General features: G+C 44.3%; 11 protein-coding genes and 4 pseudogenes. 7 read left to right on the top strand and 8 right to left on the bottom strand.

The genetic code is table 11. The annotated features are described in order from the left end of the window. Positions 1 to 703 precede the first annotated feature (703 nt). Positions 704 to 1182 (bottom strand): annotated as a pseudogene (locus tag HI950_RS02160) (family 43 glycosylhydrolase); the annotation flags it as partial. Here HI950_RS02160 and HI950_RS02155 point away from each other — a divergent pair. Further along, positions 1183 to 1970: pseudogene (locus HI950_RS02155) on the top strand (helix-turn-helix domain-containing protein); the annotation flags it as partial. It lies immediately after the preceding pseudogene. Between the two features lie 29 nt (positions 1971 to 1999). Here the strand turns inward: HI950_RS02155 and HI950_RS02150 are convergent. Further along, positions 2000 to 2911 (bottom strand): ArsR/SmtB family transcription factor, encoded by a 912-nt coding sequence (locus tag HI950_RS02150; RefSeq protein ID WP_169081797.1) that lies wholly within the window; start codon positions 2909 to 2911, stop codon positions 2000 to 2002. Positions 2912 to 3089: 178 nt separating this feature from the next. Here HI950_RS02150 and HI950_RS02145 point away from each other — a divergent pair, with 178 nt between their 5' ends. Then, the gene (locus HI950_RS02145; protein WP_169081798.1) at positions 3090 to 4580 is read left to right on the top strand and encodes a glycoside hydrolase family 43 protein; all 1491 of its coding nucleotides are present in this window, start codon (positions 3090 to 3092) and stop codon (positions 4578 to 4580) included. Between the two features lie 591 nt (positions 4581 to 5171). On the opposite strand, the pseudogene HI950_RS36910 reads toward HI950_RS02145, so the two are convergent. Together HI950_RS36910 and HI950_RS36905 are read right to left on the bottom strand one after the other, a co-directional pair. Beyond that, positions 5172 to 5398 (bottom strand): annotated as a pseudogene (locus HI950_RS36910) (MFS transporter); the annotation flags it as partial. Between the two features lie 42 nt (positions 5399 to 5440). After that, positions 5441 to 5791, bottom strand: a pseudogene (locus HI950_RS36905) (reverse transcriptase domain-containing protein); the annotation flags it as partial. 840 nt (positions 5792 to 6631) lie between these two features. Between HI950_RS36905 and HI950_RS02135 the strand changes: the two are divergent. The 3 genes from HI950_RS02135 (at position 6632) to HI950_RS02130 (ending at position 8480) form a co-directional block, all read left to right on the top strand. After that, a complete protein-coding gene (locus HI950_RS02135) occupies positions 6632 to 6967 on the top strand; it encodes a DUF1801 domain-containing protein (RefSeq protein ID WP_169081800.1) in 336 nt (111 codons plus the stop codon). Positions 6968 to 7242: 275 nt separating this feature from the next. Continuing rightward, positions 7243 to 7647 carry an IS110 family transposase gene (locus HI950_RS36330; RefSeq protein WP_262985648.1) on the top strand — a complete coding sequence of 135 codons (405 nt, stop codon included), beginning with the start codon at positions 7243 to 7245 and terminating at the stop codon, positions 7645 to 7647. Continuing rightward, positions 7626 to 8480 (top strand): transposase, encoded by an 855-nt coding sequence (locus HI950_RS02130; protein ID WP_262985647.1) that lies wholly within the window; start codon positions 7626 to 7628, stop codon positions 8478 to 8480. Before HI950_RS36330 ends, HI950_RS02130 begins: the two co-directional genes overlap by 22 nt. A 566-nt stretch (positions 8481 to 9046) precedes the next feature. Here the strand turns inward: HI950_RS02130 and HI950_RS02125 are convergent. Both HI950_RS02125 and HI950_RS02120 read right to left on the bottom strand, forming a co-directional pair. Continuing rightward, complete coding sequence (locus HI950_RS02125; RefSeq protein ID WP_169081801.1) at positions 9047 to 9928, bottom strand: GNAT family N-acetyltransferase; 882 nt, start codon at positions 9926 to 9928, stop codon at positions 9047 to 9049. A 266-nt stretch (positions 9929 to 10194) separates the two neighbouring features. Next, positions 10195 to 11082 carry a helix-turn-helix domain-containing protein gene (locus HI950_RS02120; protein ID WP_169081802.1) on the bottom strand — a complete coding sequence of 296 codons (888 nt, stop codon included), beginning with the start codon at positions 11080 to 11082 and terminating at the stop codon, positions 10195 to 10197. Between the two features lie 209 nt (positions 11083 to 11291). Here HI950_RS02120 and HI950_RS02115 point away from each other — a divergent pair, with 209 nt between their 5' ends. Both HI950_RS02115 and HI950_RS36900 read left to right on the top strand, forming a co-directional pair. Further along, a complete protein-coding gene (locus HI950_RS02115) occupies positions 11292 to 11624 on the top strand; it encodes a serine integrase family protein (RefSeq protein ID WP_169081803.1) in 333 nt (110 codons plus the stop codon). 5 nt (positions 11625 to 11629) lie between these two features. Further along, positions 11630 to 11974, top strand: coding sequence for a recombinase zinc ribbon domain-containing protein (locus HI950_RS36900; protein WP_169081804.1), 345 nt, complete (start codon positions 11630 to 11632; stop codon positions 11972 to 11974). Between the two features lie 237 nt (positions 11975 to 12211). On the opposite strand, the gene HI950_RS02105 is transcribed toward HI950_RS36900, so the two are convergent. Then, positions 12212 to 13303 carry a prephenate dehydrogenase gene (locus HI950_RS02105; RefSeq protein ID WP_169081805.1) on the bottom strand — a complete coding sequence of 364 codons (1092 nt, stop codon included), beginning with the start codon at positions 13301 to 13303 and terminating at the stop codon, positions 12212 to 12214. 4 nt (positions 13304 to 13307) lie between these two features. Beyond that, a complete protein-coding gene (hisC, locus tag HI950_RS02100; protein ID WP_169081806.1) occupies positions 13308 to 14405 on the bottom strand; it encodes a histidinol-phosphate transaminase in 1098 nt (365 codons plus the stop codon). Positions 14406 to 14511 lie beyond the last annotated feature (106 nt).

The raw sequence follows: 14511 nt of genomic DNA, 5'->3' as shown, positions 1-14511 counted from the left end.
TAATAATAGTACCACGATTGAGCCAATTCTCATTATATTCAACCAGTCCGTATAGAGGGAAGTCTGTTAGATTCTCGCAGACGAGATGACCATGTTCAGTTCGAACGCGATTCTTGACTCCCTCAACGAATTTCACCCGATGCAGTCCTCTCCGCGCCTTATGTTTTTCGCAATGTTTACTACCGGGTTGAACAGAGCGATGACATTGTTTGCATTTTTTCATTTGATATCACCACACCGATCACTTATCACTAATCTTGAGAAGGTAGCACATTGAAATACCTGCCACTTATTGAACTAACGTACCCGATACTTAGAACGGAGATTGAACGAATGGCTGTATCATCACCTATTTTCTTGGCCAAATGCAGCGTGCAGGCATTCCAACTAAAGGAATCACTTTCCCTCAGCTCGACCGAGTCTTCTCCCTGTTCAGCGTAGATCGCCTCTTTGATGACCAAATGCACTTCCTCGCCTTCATGCGCAAAAGGAATTGGGCCGGTTGAGGAGCCAGGAGGAAGTTTCCACAATCCGCATTTTAATATTCTTCGTGGAGCTTAAATGTGTTGCTCGAAGTGCATCGCTGTAGCATGTGGTGACCTTGCGTTCATCCTTCCGCACTACCTGCATGCGTTCCTTCTTTTCAAGTAAGCCAGAGAGACCTTTAGGACAGTCGCAATATTTTCTAAGATGGTGGATATGGTAGGAACGTTTCCCGGCCAAGGTGATGATTGGGGGATATCCGAAAGGTCGAATCCCAAGAAACACAGCCCACCAAGTGCCGTCCGGCGCCCGGACCAAATCGGCGTGCCCCGTCGCATGAATCGATTTCAACAAGCTTCGATGCGACAATATTGGATTATACGGGCAACTCTCGAACGGACCGTCTGGCCTCTTGCTCCGCGCTACGGTAACCATGTGGCCGTACTCCGTTCCGCCTTCGGAGATCATGAGATAATACCAATAGCCGATCCGATAAAGGTGCGGACCTTCTGGATATTGGCCGCTTATCCCCTTCCACACCAATGTAATGTCTGAAAGCCTCTTCCCTGTTTTTATATCGATTCGGCTTTTATATGCCCCTTGTCCCATGGCGTCATGTGAGGTCGAGTAATAGACCTCTCCTTCTTCGTCAAAGAACAAATCGGGATCGATACCAGGCTGATCCACATAGATCGGATCGAAGACATGTATGTACATTATCATGAGGATTTCTCCGAGCTAGTTATTGTTTTACATGGCGACGCTACACATGTCGTCAATTCCGAAGAAACTTTTATCAAGAAGGGGGACGTATTCGTTATTAACGGAACAACCTCGCATGGATATAAAGATCCTCATGGATTTCGTATTTGCAATATCATGTATAAGCCTGAGCTGCTGGAATCGGCAGGTCCAGAGCTCAGAAAAGCTAACGGATATCAGGCGCTTTTCGTTTTGGAATCGTATCACCGTAATATTAACCATTCCTTAAGCAAAATGAGCCTGCCGATATCAAGCCTGGATTGCGTAATTTCCTTGGTCGCCTTCATGATCGAGGAATATACGAACAAGCTGCAGGTGTATCAGACCATTCTGCGTTCGCGTTTTTTAGAGCTTGTCGTTCAATTGTCGAGACAATATGAGAGTCAGAACGGCAAAGGATCCAAAACAATCTGTTGCATTTAGCCAAAGCCATTTCCTTTATGGAGGATAACTATCTGCAGCCGCTATCGCGTGTAGAAATCGCAGCAAAATCCAATATTTCGGTCAGGCACTTGAATCGAATTTTCCAATCCTATTACGAAACGACGCCTTTCAACTAACTCCAGCAGCTCCGTTTGGAACACGCATGCAGACCACCGAAATTGACAATCCTTCCCATTTCGGAAATTTCATATAAAAGCGGATTCAACGACAGCAACTATTTTACTCGCCAGTTTGCCAAAATCTTAGGCGTGTCCCCCAAGACGTACCGGAGAAATCGGTAAGCAGGCTCTTCTCGGAAGAGAGTCGTGCCCTAACTGTCACTAAGATGTACGCGAATCATAATATCTTGATCATGATTGCCGAATCCCGAGCCATAGAGCGTCAATCCCCCTATGTTAACGGCCTCCTCGTCTACAGTGAAACGAAGCGTCCAGAAAGGTTCCCTTAGCTTGATATCCGCGACGGTCACGTTCGACATCCGCTCCCCATCCATATACGTACCTACGTCATCAATGCGGATCGTCTTCAATAATCCGTATTGATTCACATTTCGATGCCACCACTCCGGCGTATATCTTCCGCGTGCAGCTCTTCCGAAGTCAGCCGGGCTTGTCCAGGTACCTAGGGAAATGCCATTAAACGTGAACCGGATATCCGATGGCCAATGATCCCTCAATCCAGGCGCTTCAGAAGCTATTTCCATCGAAATTTCGATGGCGTCGACTGATTGTTCGGGAAGCAAATAGTTAGGTGTTTTGTATTCCACGTAGCCCCTCCCAAACCAGAGGATGGCGGCATGAACGCGCTCGGGATCGAGAAAGTAGCGTGGGTCGTCCCAAATTCCGATTTCTTTCTCGCGCGTTCCAAGCCCGCAGGTAGGATGGATTTCAAAAGCGGTATAATGCCCCACCGATATCGTCTGCTCTATAATTCTTTGGGCCCAGCTGGCGGATGGCAACTCGATCTCGATGTTTTTTTCTGTGAGGAAACACATTTTATGTGTCCCTCCATTTAGGCGTATTCTGCGACTCCCGATCAGTTCGGCTTGCTCAAGTTTTCGTATGTGCATGGTGACAATGGAGGGACTAAGTCCTAACGTAGCCGCAATGTCCTTGACATTCATTTCGTTGTCGGCAATCAAGTCCATAATTCTCCATCTGACCTCGCTTGCCAGCGCTTCGTATAACGGCAAAAATCGAAGTTCCCCGTTCGCTTTGATCATTATCCCAATCTCCTGACTTCAACTGTTAAAATCACATATTTATTAATTTAATGAATTTAACTAAATCCTTCAACCCTTCTCCATTGCAAGTGTTTGTTGGATAGTGTTTAATTTCCTTATTAGCTTTTTTTAGAATTAGATTCTTATATTTATGAATTATAGATTATGAGGTGGAACAATGAAATACAATAATCCGATCATTAAAGGATTCTATCCGGATCCAAGCATCTGCAAGGTGAATGGCACCTATTATTTGGTTTGCAGTTCCTTTCAGTATTTCCCGGGCGTCCCGATTTTTGAAAGCAAAGATCTGATTAATTGGACACAAATCGGTCATTGCCTAACTCGTAAAAGCCAGATTTATCTGGACACCGTAAATAGCTCCGGCGGCGTGTTCGCGCCTACCATTCGGTACAATAACGGGCGGTTCTATATGACGACAACCAACGATTCAACTCGTCAGAATTTCTATATATGGACCGACGATATTTACGGGGAATGGTCCGATCCGGTCTATGTAGATCAAGGAGGTATCGATCCGGATTTGTATTTTGAAGACGGGAAGACTTTCTTTATAAGTAATGGGACAGACGATAATGGTGTTGGCGGAATCGTTCAGTGTGAAATTGACATAGAAACAGGTCACAAACTGACTCCGAGCCGTTCGGTATGGCAAGGATCAGGCGGACGTTATTTGGAAAGCCCTCATTTGTATAAAATAAATGGACGTTATTACCTGTTGGCAGCTGAAGGGGGAACCGAATATGGCCATATGGTTATTTATGCGCGGGGCGATTCCCCTTCTGGCCCGTTCGAAGCGTATCCGAAGAATCCCGTACTGACAAATCGAAATTTGGGCGGGTACGAGCTGCAGGGGGTTGGTCATGGCGACCTAATTCAGGATCACGAAGGAAATTGGTGGCTCTTTCATTTGGGATTCCGTCAAATTGGACAATGGCTTACCTATCATCACCTTGGCCGCGAAGTATTCCTTACGCCGGTTACCTTTGGCGAGGACGGTTGGTTTACGGCAGGACATAATGGCACTACGTTAACGAGTTTCGAGACCGATCGTATCTCTGATATGGTGATTCAGCAGGAGAAGAAGATTTATACATTCGATAACACGGATTGGAACTTGGACTGGTGTTATCTTCGTCAACCTGCCACGGATAATTATAGGTTGGAACGAGGCAAGGCAACGCTGAAAGGAACCGAGGTGACGCTCGATGTTCCGGCGTCCCCAACCTTTATCGGCCTACGCCAAATTGACTTTGGCGCAACGATCGTTTGCGATGTCAGCCTTACGAGCGGAGAGGCCGGCATCACGCTCTATATGGATGAAGATCACCATTATGATTTGGCTATTCGCAAAGAGGAGAACGGGTATAAAGTTATCGAGCGCCTAGCTATCGGGGATATCCGATCTATCGAAAATGTAGTGGATCTGGGAAGTGCTAACCACGCCATACTGATTATTAGAGCTACCCATGAACGATACAGCTTCCATACTTATGTAGATGGCGAGGATATCCTCTTGGGCTCGGCACAAACGAAATACCTATCTTCGGAAGTTGCCGGGGGCTTCACAGGTGTAATGATTGGTTTATATGCCTATGGTGATGACTCTTTGGCTGAGTTTTCTAATTTTAAGTGCGAGTATGTTTGAAATCTACAATGTTTAACTGAACGACATAGACTTTAATTGTTTCCATGTTATTCAACAGAGATTGTCTCTTCTATTCATTAATTTATTCAAACTATTCTCCCGCTGGCATAATGACAAGTCCTTAATGTTGACGAACTATTGGACTGTTGGAAAGCCTGATGTCCTCACAATTCGGCTATGGATATAGGTTCTTGTTCTCGACTTTGAACAAGAACTTATATCCATAAAACAAAAAAACGCGATTTACCGGTTTCTAATCTATGAAGATACCAAAGGCCACTTGTACTCATCCCTAACAATACCAAACCATTAAATAGATTATTTCTTATTAGATCGGACAATGAACAACAAGACAAAAATCAAGGAAAGAATACCTATAACCGTACTAGCCGTGAGTGCAGCCGAGATGCGATGAGCGAACAGATCACACTTGTGAAGGCATGCAGCTTCAGCAGCGGCAAAGATGGTATCAAGGATACCAAGCCCTAAAGGACCCCTTGAGTGAGATTCTCTAAGGGAGAAATGGAGACGTACAGGTTCATCTTCTAAAATAATTTGCTAAAAGTGCAATCCTGCGAATTCATGAGTCTTGGTGCCAAGTGTTGTTCCTAAGTTGGCGGATGTTAAAAATAATCCATTTGCAAACTCAGGAGCCTCTGGAGCTGCTGACGCAATCCAGTATTGGCTCAAATTACCTCCGATACCAGCTAATACACCCACAACAAAATAATCAAGGCCATTTGCACGCTAAAATTTCCAATTAAGAACAATATGATGTAAACCGCTCTTAATGCAAAAGGAAAAATCACTACGGACTTGCCGATACAACTATCTTCTGCCACTAAAACCTGCCTACCAAGCCACTTCCTAATCAACTTCAAGATTCGTCGATCAATTATTCGCATAGCTACCAGCTTCATTAGCTTCTCTTGGTTGATGTTGTCGAAGTAGTATTGAAAATCGCAATTCCCTTTGCGGTTGCATGCTTTACGGATTCTTTCCAATGCTTGTTTAGCACCCCGTTTCGGACGGAAACCGAATGAGGTTTCTTGAAAATCCACTACAAAGATTGGCTCAATGACAATCTTAGTTGCCATTTGCACGACACGATCTCTAATGGTTGGAATGCCGAGCGGGCTTTGTTTTCCATCCTTCTTGGGGATGTACTTCCGTCGTACAGGCGAAGGATGGTACTTTCCTTCCTTTAGCATGCGGTAACACTCCTCAATGAACTGAAATTCACCTTGCTTCTCAATGTCCGCAAGCGTTAGCTCATCCACACCGGCTGCTCCCCCGTTCGCTCGAACCCTCCGCCACGCTTCCCACAGAATATCCCTTCTGTATACCTTGTCATACAAAGCATGGAATCTTCGCTTCTTGTTTTCCTTGGCCGCATGACCTAGCTTCTCTTGGAGTTGTTGAACGTTTTTCTTTGGTGTTGTTAGCCCTTGGGCATTCACTGACTCGTACCTCCTTAAGAAACATGAACAAAGCAGGGCTCCCTCCCTGCTGCAGGTTGTGTTATCCTGCAGTTCCTCAGTACTATAAGTCCCTCGGACTCCCTTCCTGCAAGTAGATCATTTCATCTCTTGGACTTATAGATCACTTCGTTACGGAAAAAAAATTTCCGTGCAGGGGAGGGTCTCCCCCAGTCACTGCATCCTCTTTCATACCATGCCGATCCCCTTACGCCGGAGGATTCTTCACTGCCGCTCCAAGTTCTTAGCAATTTCCGTGGCCTTCACCCATTAAAAAGGTTCGGCTTCCCCTTTTCCCTCTTGCGAGGCCGTACGCAGGTATCCTAGCTACATGTGGGCTTGGCCCCTCCCATGGCTGGACTTTCACCGGCTAGAAGATGCGTGCCTCTGGGCAAGCGTTTAATAAAACGAGCAGGCATCTGTAGTGCCTGCTCATCCATGTGTTATTCAACTATCGTTCCCCGTTAGTTCAATGCACTATTTCCCCTAAAGTATGCATTGACAGGAATATTCCTACATGGTTATATTTGATGTATGAGCAAAAAAATATTCCAACTGGAGGGAAACGAAAGAATGAATCAGGAAGTTACAGCCTATATTGAAAATTTGCCAAAATGGCAGTCCAACATCAGCTCCACACTACGCAATCTAGTGCATGAGACAATTCCGGCGGTAGAAGAACGGATTCAGTATAAGAAGCCACATTTTCTGAAAAATGGACATTATGCTGCCGTTATTTCGCCTTCTAAAGATGCGATTGCATTTATGATTATGAATGCAAACGGCATAGAATTTCCAAAAACATTCGATGGTCCTGCCGAACGAAAGTGGATCAAATTACGGGAAGGCGATTCTGCGGATCTTTCAATGTTGTCGGAGCTTCTGAAACAAGCTTCCGACACGCTGTAAAAGCCATAATCGGGAGGGAACCATGAATACGACAACCTTGAACGCACTTGCGGAACCCACCCGATTGAATAATGGAACTTTCCTGCCAATTAACGTAACAAAGCTGCCGATCATACGCCGGCAGCTTCATTCAGTTTTGACTATTCAACTAACGTCTCCCGTTAGGGTTCCTGTAGAGCGTTAATTTTGCGCTTTGCATAAAAATGAGCGACTCCGGTACGATGGGGTAGTCACGGGTCATAGCCCTTTAGCCATCTTAAGGAGGTCGCTCAATCTTGAATTTTAAAGCTCAAGCCAAACAAAATCAACTGCTCGAACGCATTTCAACCCAGCACCTTGTCGTCGGCATCGACATCGCCAAGCAGTCCCATGTTGCTCGCGCTGTCAACTTCCGTGGAATCACGCTCGGCACTCCGCTTCACTTCTCCAACAACGATGCCGGCTTTAGCCAACTGCTGCAGTGGATGAAAGATATGCAGGAAACGCACCAACTAAACGACACCATCATCGGTATGGAACCAACCGGCCACTACTGGCTCAGCCTCGCTGCCTGGCTCAAAGACCGGAGCCTCGAGGTCATGTTGGTAAACCCTCATCTCGTAAAAAGAACAAGGAAAACCGCGATAATACTCCCTCCAAAAGCGACATCAAGGATGCCTTGGTTATCGCCGACATGGTGAAAAACGGCTACTACACTGTCATTAAAGAAACTAGTGAAGTGTTCATAGAACTGCGAGTGCTCATGGCGAACCGGGAGACAATCGTCCATCGTCTTGTTAGCGCCAAGAACCAGATCCATCCCTGGGTCGACATTGTGTTTCCAGAGCTGAGGCAGGTATACAAGCGCCTCATTGGCTCCGGTTCGCTCGCAACACTGCGTCTCTTTCCAACGCCTGCTGATCTTCAAAAGCTCACCGTTCGCCAGGTAATCGACGGCTGGAAAACAGTCATGAAACGGCACAGCGGTGAACGAAGAGCTGGTGAGCTGCTGGCGCTGGCAGCTCGCTCGATCGGCGCAAAGCATGCCGAGAAAGCCTATAAGCTTCATATACAACAACTGCTGGCCGAATATGATCTGGCTATGGAGCAGCTACAGGTAATCGAAGATGAAGTGTCGACTGCCCTGGTCCGTATTCCGCTGGCCAAGCCGCTGCTCGCAATGAAGGGGATGAGCATCTTGTCTGTCGCCGGCATTCTGGGTGAAGCTGGCGATCTCAGCGGCTATGCACATGGCAATGCGTTTGGCAATGCGTTGTTGCGGCATGCCGGTCTCAACCTAGCTGAAGCAAGCTCAGGCAAGTGGAAGGGCCAGATGTCCATCAGCAAACGTGGCCGACCAAGACTTCGGAATGCCCTAATCATGGCAACCATGGGTCTCATTATGAACGATGAAACGTTTAAACGACAGCACGAAGTGGATTGTAAAGACGAAAAGCATGAAGCCAATGCGCTCAGTGATGAATCTCTGCGGCAAGCTGGCTCGCATTCTGGTTGCCATAGCACGCAGCGGTGAAGCTTACGAACCGGATCGAGCTCTTCGTATGAAACAGGCTGCTTAATCGCTTCACGATCAGCACGAAAACTGGCTTATTCGCAGGATTTCAAGATTGCACGGAGTACCGGATTGCATTAAACAAAAGGGCATCGACCCGTCGAGAAATGGGAGTGAAAGCCTCCGGAGGTACGTGGAGTAGCGTGCAGCAGATCAACAAAAAAGGAGCGAAAACTCGCCCCTTCTGTTCCCGCATGCGCGTCTGTTGCCCATTTTGGCGGCTCTCGTCCCATTCAATCCGAGTTACGATTCATCCTCTGGTGAAATCCTGCGAATAAGCGAGCATTCGTGAGAAAACTGCACCGTACCGAGGGAGCTTAATGACCTAATTTATTTTATGGTACGGCTTCTCCGCGCTTTTAGAGCCACCCTCTTACTAGATCACGTATGCGTAAAAGAATCGATTCATAGTCCAACAGAATTAATTGTCACAAAAACAGTATCCTATATATGACACAAATCTATTTAAGCTGTACTAAAGATAAAAAAGACAAACAACCATAAATCCATGATTGAAATATCAGTTGTTATGCGTTATGCCAATAGAACGTATAATGTGAATGCTGTTGAAAGCCTAATGACTTGTAAAAAGAACTATCAGAAATAACATATGCTTTTTCAGCACCTAAGGAGCGGCCTCTTTTCAAGGCTTCTAAAACCACTGCTTTTCCAAGTCCCTTCTGCCGATACTCCGGAATTGTACATACAGGTTCAACATAAACATAATCCGTTTTCTGACTATACCATAAGCCGCAGTATGCAACATATTCCCCATTTTCATTTTCCGCGACAATGTGTATCCATGAATTCAAATGAGGTGCTGACAACATTACTCTTTGCTTACTCATAGTAGCTTCATCAACAGGTACAGGTCCTTCGTTGTCAAATGCCTTCCATAGCAAATGATGAAGCTTATATAAGTCATTATTTATATCAATATTCTTTACTATTACGCCTTCAGGAGTTATATAATCAAGGCTAACATTCTTTAGTGTAAGTTCAAGTATGTTTTCAGTTAGGTCATTCTCCAGAAATTTCTTACTGCTCAATAAATCTAGAGTGTGAGTATCCTTGTCATTCACCGCAATCCCAAGGCCATTTTCATTACTGAAAGTAGTAGTGGCATAATCTAATATATCTTTTTCTAATTCTCTAAACCCTTGTTTAGTTGCAAAAAATGCTTCCCCGAAATAGTGGTCATAGGTTGTCATACCTACTAACTCGTCATTACAATACCATAAGCCAATCTTATCCATTAAGTCTCTATTAAATTCAGGATGAAAAAACATCCACTCCCACCTTGCCCAATTCCAATTTATATGATTACGGTCATACTTTGATAGTTCAATCAAGAAATCGCAAACTTTTTCATAACGAGAATCATCGAACCTTCTAAAAATAATCTTCATTTCAATCCCCCAGAAAATACAACTAATATTTATGACAAAAACCTTAAATAAACTATATCCCCTGCTCCAATAGTTCCTTGGTAAAGATAGATCAATTACAAATGAAGGGGTTCACTCCATTGTCGTGTAAGTAAAAAGGTATTGCTGATTGAAACAACCTCGTTATAGTTCATACCTTCTCCTTTTCATATGTATTCTTTTTCTTGTTACATTACAATAAGAACATACCAAAATAGCCGCATCCTCAATGAACTTTTTTGATCATTTTAAGTTTGCTTCACTCTGATGGGCGCAAGCCATTCCATTTGACAATACTGGCCATCGTAAGCATCCGTATCAATTTTTTCGAAAAAGAATTCGCTATCCTGAAGCTCATATCTCCCTTTGTGCTCCTCTGCAAGTCTATCAATAGCATGATATAGCGCCTCTGCGCGTATCCCGTCAATCTCCTCGTAATGATGGTTCCCAATATAGCGAAAGCCAACACATAAGGAAGTAGGAACGGTGTCGTCTGTAAAGCCATCAGGAATATCTGTCAGATTCTTTACACGCATAGAGGGTAAATAATTCGTCCAACTAAGCGATGGATCAAGTGTCCTAGTTAGACCGTAATAGATATTGGGTTCTACTGGATCAGGCACTTTATGCCGTTTGTTCCACCAAAACTGCTTAGCAGCTTCTGGCGCTTTTGTCACCGATTCAGCGAACTCAATTTGATACTTACGGCCGATCAAATGAAAGGATGGAACCATGATCATATCCGGCCCATACACCACATTACCGAAAACATTGTTCTTTGGAAAAAGATGAAGAGGAGGTGTTACATGAATGTTTCTGCCCGAATGTCTGCATTCGCCAGGCGTAAACCCATATTCGCGTTTAAACGCACGTATGTAGGTTTGCTCATGTTCATAACCGAATTCGATTGCAATATCGAGGATTCGTTTCTCGGTTAACATTAAATTCTCCAAGCTGTTTGCTAACTTTCGAGAACGAATATAGCTTTGTAATGGGACACCGAAAGCAAATCTGAAGAGTCGACGCAAATGAACTATGGAGATAGGGAGATCAGCCCAATATTCTGTATTCCTAGTACCAGAAATATTTTCTTCTATTCGTGTTAAGAGCTCAGTTAAAAGCTTGTATGTCTCCATAATTCACCCCACATGTCTTAGATATAATTGATTCGTATGTAAACACTCTTTATCACTTCCTACTATCAACATGATACTATAGTTACATCTTTGGTTACCATCTGCTTTCCTCCTAATAAAGCCGCTCGTTATGAGCGACTCTTCTGTAATTAGATGTAGATATCTGCTCAACTGCGGAATTATTAGACTTCGGCTCACCTACAGGAAGATTGGTAGCAAATATATTAGTTAACTTTAATGAATACTATAGTGATAATCTGAGTGACATTACAAATGATAATATAAAAACGAATGCTGAAAAGGGACGTTGGAATGGTGGCCCTGCTCCCTTTGGCTTAAAAAAGAATTTTGAGGACGTTTTTGTTGCAGATGGATATAAAGCAGCAGCCGTAATACAGTCATTTAAAATGGCTAAAGACGGAAAAGGGCCATATGTTATTTCAAAATGGCTTAACAAAGAATCTATACATACAGAAACAAATATAGAATGGACACCAAGAAGAGGTATCTTCTATCCATTAATTAATTTTTTGAAAGCTTAGTAAGCTTGGAAGATTTTCTCTACATTCAAAGTACATTATTTAGTAAAGAAAAAGTCTGGCGAGAAAAAGAACGACAATTATTATCTGCTATCCTTCAATGTCCCACTTGTGGCGGAAAAATGTATTCAAGACAAACAGGAAGTAAGAAAACACGAAGGTATGTATGTAGTAATAAAAATACACATGGAAATTGTAATAGCCCCGCAATAGACCTACCCTCGTTAAACGATGCCGTTCTGAAAAAAATAGTTGATATCAGTAACGGCCGGTATAGCAAAGAACAAATATCAAGTAAACTAGCAGTCGAGAATGATGAATCTCAGAGATACATTTCAAATGGGGGGAAATAGCGGTGATTCATTTTACTAAGTCCTTGTATAGGAATAATGAGGTTTTGTTTTTCAAAAAAAAAACCACCCCGAAGGGTGGCCCGCACTCATGATGAGTACTATAGGATTTGGATAGGAGTGGAGAGAAACCATACTGTACCTTTATTATATGTATACGCTTCCAATTTGTCAATAAGCGTTTTCATTTTTGTTTTAATTAATTTGTAAGCGCTTATATGTAAAAAAACGTACACCTGGTTAAAGGTGCACGTCATAGCCTTTTGCCGAAAGCACGACAACTGCCTGGTCCAAATACTCCTGGCTGCGGAACGAAAGCCGTAATACGCCCGGCACGTCTTCCCTGCTTTCGATAATATGGATATTGCTGAGATTGATTAGGCTGTTGCCTAGCTCGCTCGTTATTTTACCGATGATCCCAGGGTGATCCGGAATATCGACATAACAGTCAAAGGCGGATTGAATCATCCCTTTGCGGCGCTCAGGCATTTTGCTGCGGAATTCGCCCGCTGTTTCGAATGCAGCTGCTATTGCATCTCCATCGACACTCTCCAGCATCGTAACAAACTTTTCGGTTTCCTTGCTCCAATCGCGGAGCAGCTCAAGCACGACCTTGCGATTATTAATTAAAATGTCGCGCCATATAATAGGATCGCCTGATGCGATACGTGTAATATCACGGAAGCCCCCTGCCGCTAGTGATTCATAAAGCCCATTTTCTTCATTATAGCCACGTATTTGGTTTACAAGCGAAACGGCAATGATATGCGGAAGATGGCTGATTGCGCCTGCAATTTCATCATGCTCCTTCGCGTCTACCTTTACAATATTCGCTTTCGTATGGCTAAGAAGCTCAACTAACCGTCCAACTGCTTCCTCTGGCGTATGCTGATCTGGCGTCAATACGTAGAAGGCATTCTCATATAAATGCGAGGATGCGGCTTCAACGCCAGTACGCTCCGAACCGGCCATCGGATGTCCGCCAATAAATATAGCTTCGCCAAAATCAAGCGATTTGGCACGAGCCATAACAGAAGCTTTCGTACTGCCTGCATCCGTAACAATGCAGCCCGGCTTTAAGTCGAAAGCGCTCAGCTTCTCCATATATTCCTCGATATTCCCTACCGGCACGCATACAAAAATAAAGTCGGCTTGCTCCGCCGCCTCTTGCATGGATGTTGTCGCATAGTCAACAACGCCGCGCTGCACATACTTCTCAACTTGAGACTGTCGATTCGAATGGCCAATTACGGTTATATCTGGTTTTCCCTTAAAGCAAAGGGCGATCGAACCTCCGATCAGCCCTACCCCAAAAATCGCTACAGTAGTCATAACTTTATCCTTGCACCGCCGCTTCCTGCAAAACCTGTTCAAGCGCCGAAATAAACTTTTCATTTTGCTCTTGTGTACCTACCGTAATCCGAATATGATTCGGATAATACGTCCAGCGAGGTCTTGATATGATTCCTCTGCGCAGCAATCCGTCAAATACTTCGGGCGATGGGCGCTTCGTATCTACCATAACGAAGTTTCCGTATGCTGGGAAGTAGGTTAAGCCAAGGCGGTCAAATTGCTCGGACAAATAGGCAATACCTTGCTTGTTTTGCTCGCGGCAGTAGGAAATAAATGATTTATCCGCTAGTGCTGCTTTCGCTGCTGCTTGCGCTGCACGTGACGTGTTGAACGGCTCGCGCACTTGATTCGTGAAACGAATAACATCAGGATGGCCGACTCCGTAGCCAATACGGAGTGCCGCCAAGCCAAATATTTTCGAAAAAGTTCGTAAAACGATTAAGTTGCGGTACTCTTTAAGCAGCTGGACGCCATCTGGGAATGAAGGATCATCTATATATTCACCATAAGCTTCATCAAGCACAACCAATACATTCGAAGGAACCTGCTTTAAAAATGCGGACAATTCCGGCAGCGTTACAATTGTTCCTGTCGGATTGTTCGGATTGCAAATCCAAATGATTTTTGTACGGCTATTCACTTTAGCTAGCATCGCAGGCAAATCGTGCTTGCCTTCTTTGAGAGGAACCTCTACGATACGAGCGTTCTCGATTTCTGCGTTATGCTTGTATTGAGGAAATGTTTCATCCGCCATAATCGTTTCATCGCCAGGCACGATAAACGCTCTATTAATCATAAGTATGATTTCGCTGGAGCCTGTTCCAAAAATAATTTGATTCGACTCCACGCCAAGCTCTTCTGCCAGCGCAGCAGTCAGCTCAACGCTCGCTCCGTCGGGATAAATATTTAAATTAGATAATTCTTCAATAATGGCAGTTTTAGCCTGTTCGGAGCAACCGAACGGATTTTCATTAGATGCAAGCTTAATGACTTCCTTTAATCCCAGCTCCCTCTTAACATCCTCAACCGGCTTTCCTGGCTGATAAACGGGAAGATGGACGATATTACCTTTGGGCTGCATGAGCCGCTCACCTCTTTTATTATGGACTAGTCTAATTACTTGATACATTGTCTCATATCTGTTTAAGGTTTTAAAGTTTTTTTACGCAAGAAAAGCCCCACGCAAC

Origin of the sequence: Paenibacillus sp. PL91 (assembly GCF_012935325.2) — a bacterium.
GTDB lineage: Bacteria > Bacillota > Bacilli > Paenibacillales > Paenibacillaceae > Pristimantibacillus.
This window is presented reverse-complemented; position numbering and strand designations above follow the sequence as displayed.

Excerpts from the sequence above, each read along its gene's own strand:
- HI950_RS02135 (WP_169081800.1), top strand. The coding sequence starts at position 6,632 with ATGAATCAGGAAGTTACAGCCTATATTGAAAATTTGCCAAAATGGCAG.
- HI950_RS02125 (WP_169081801.1), bottom strand. The coding sequence starts at position 9,928 with ATGAAGATTATTTTTAGAAGGTTCGATGATTCTCGTTATGAAAAAGTT.
- hisC (WP_169081806.1), bottom strand. The coding sequence starts at position 14,405 with ATGCAGCCCAAAGGTAATATCGTCCATCTTCCCGTTTATCAGCCAGGA.
- HI950_RS02150 (WP_169081797.1), bottom strand. The coding sequence starts at position 2,911 with ATGATCAAAGCGAACGGGGAACTTCGATTTTTGCCGTTATACGAAGCG.
- HI950_RS02145 (WP_169081798.1), top strand. The coding sequence starts at position 3,090 with ATGAAATACAATAATCCGATCATTAAAGGATTCTATCCGGATCCAAGC.
- HI950_RS02105 (WP_169081805.1), bottom strand. The coding sequence starts at position 13,303 with ATGACTACTGTAGCGATTTTTGGGGTAGGGCTGATCGGAGGTTCGATC.
- HI950_RS02120 (WP_169081802.1), bottom strand. The coding sequence starts at position 11,082 with ATGGAGACATACAAGCTTTTAACTGAGCTCTTAACACGAATAGAAGAA.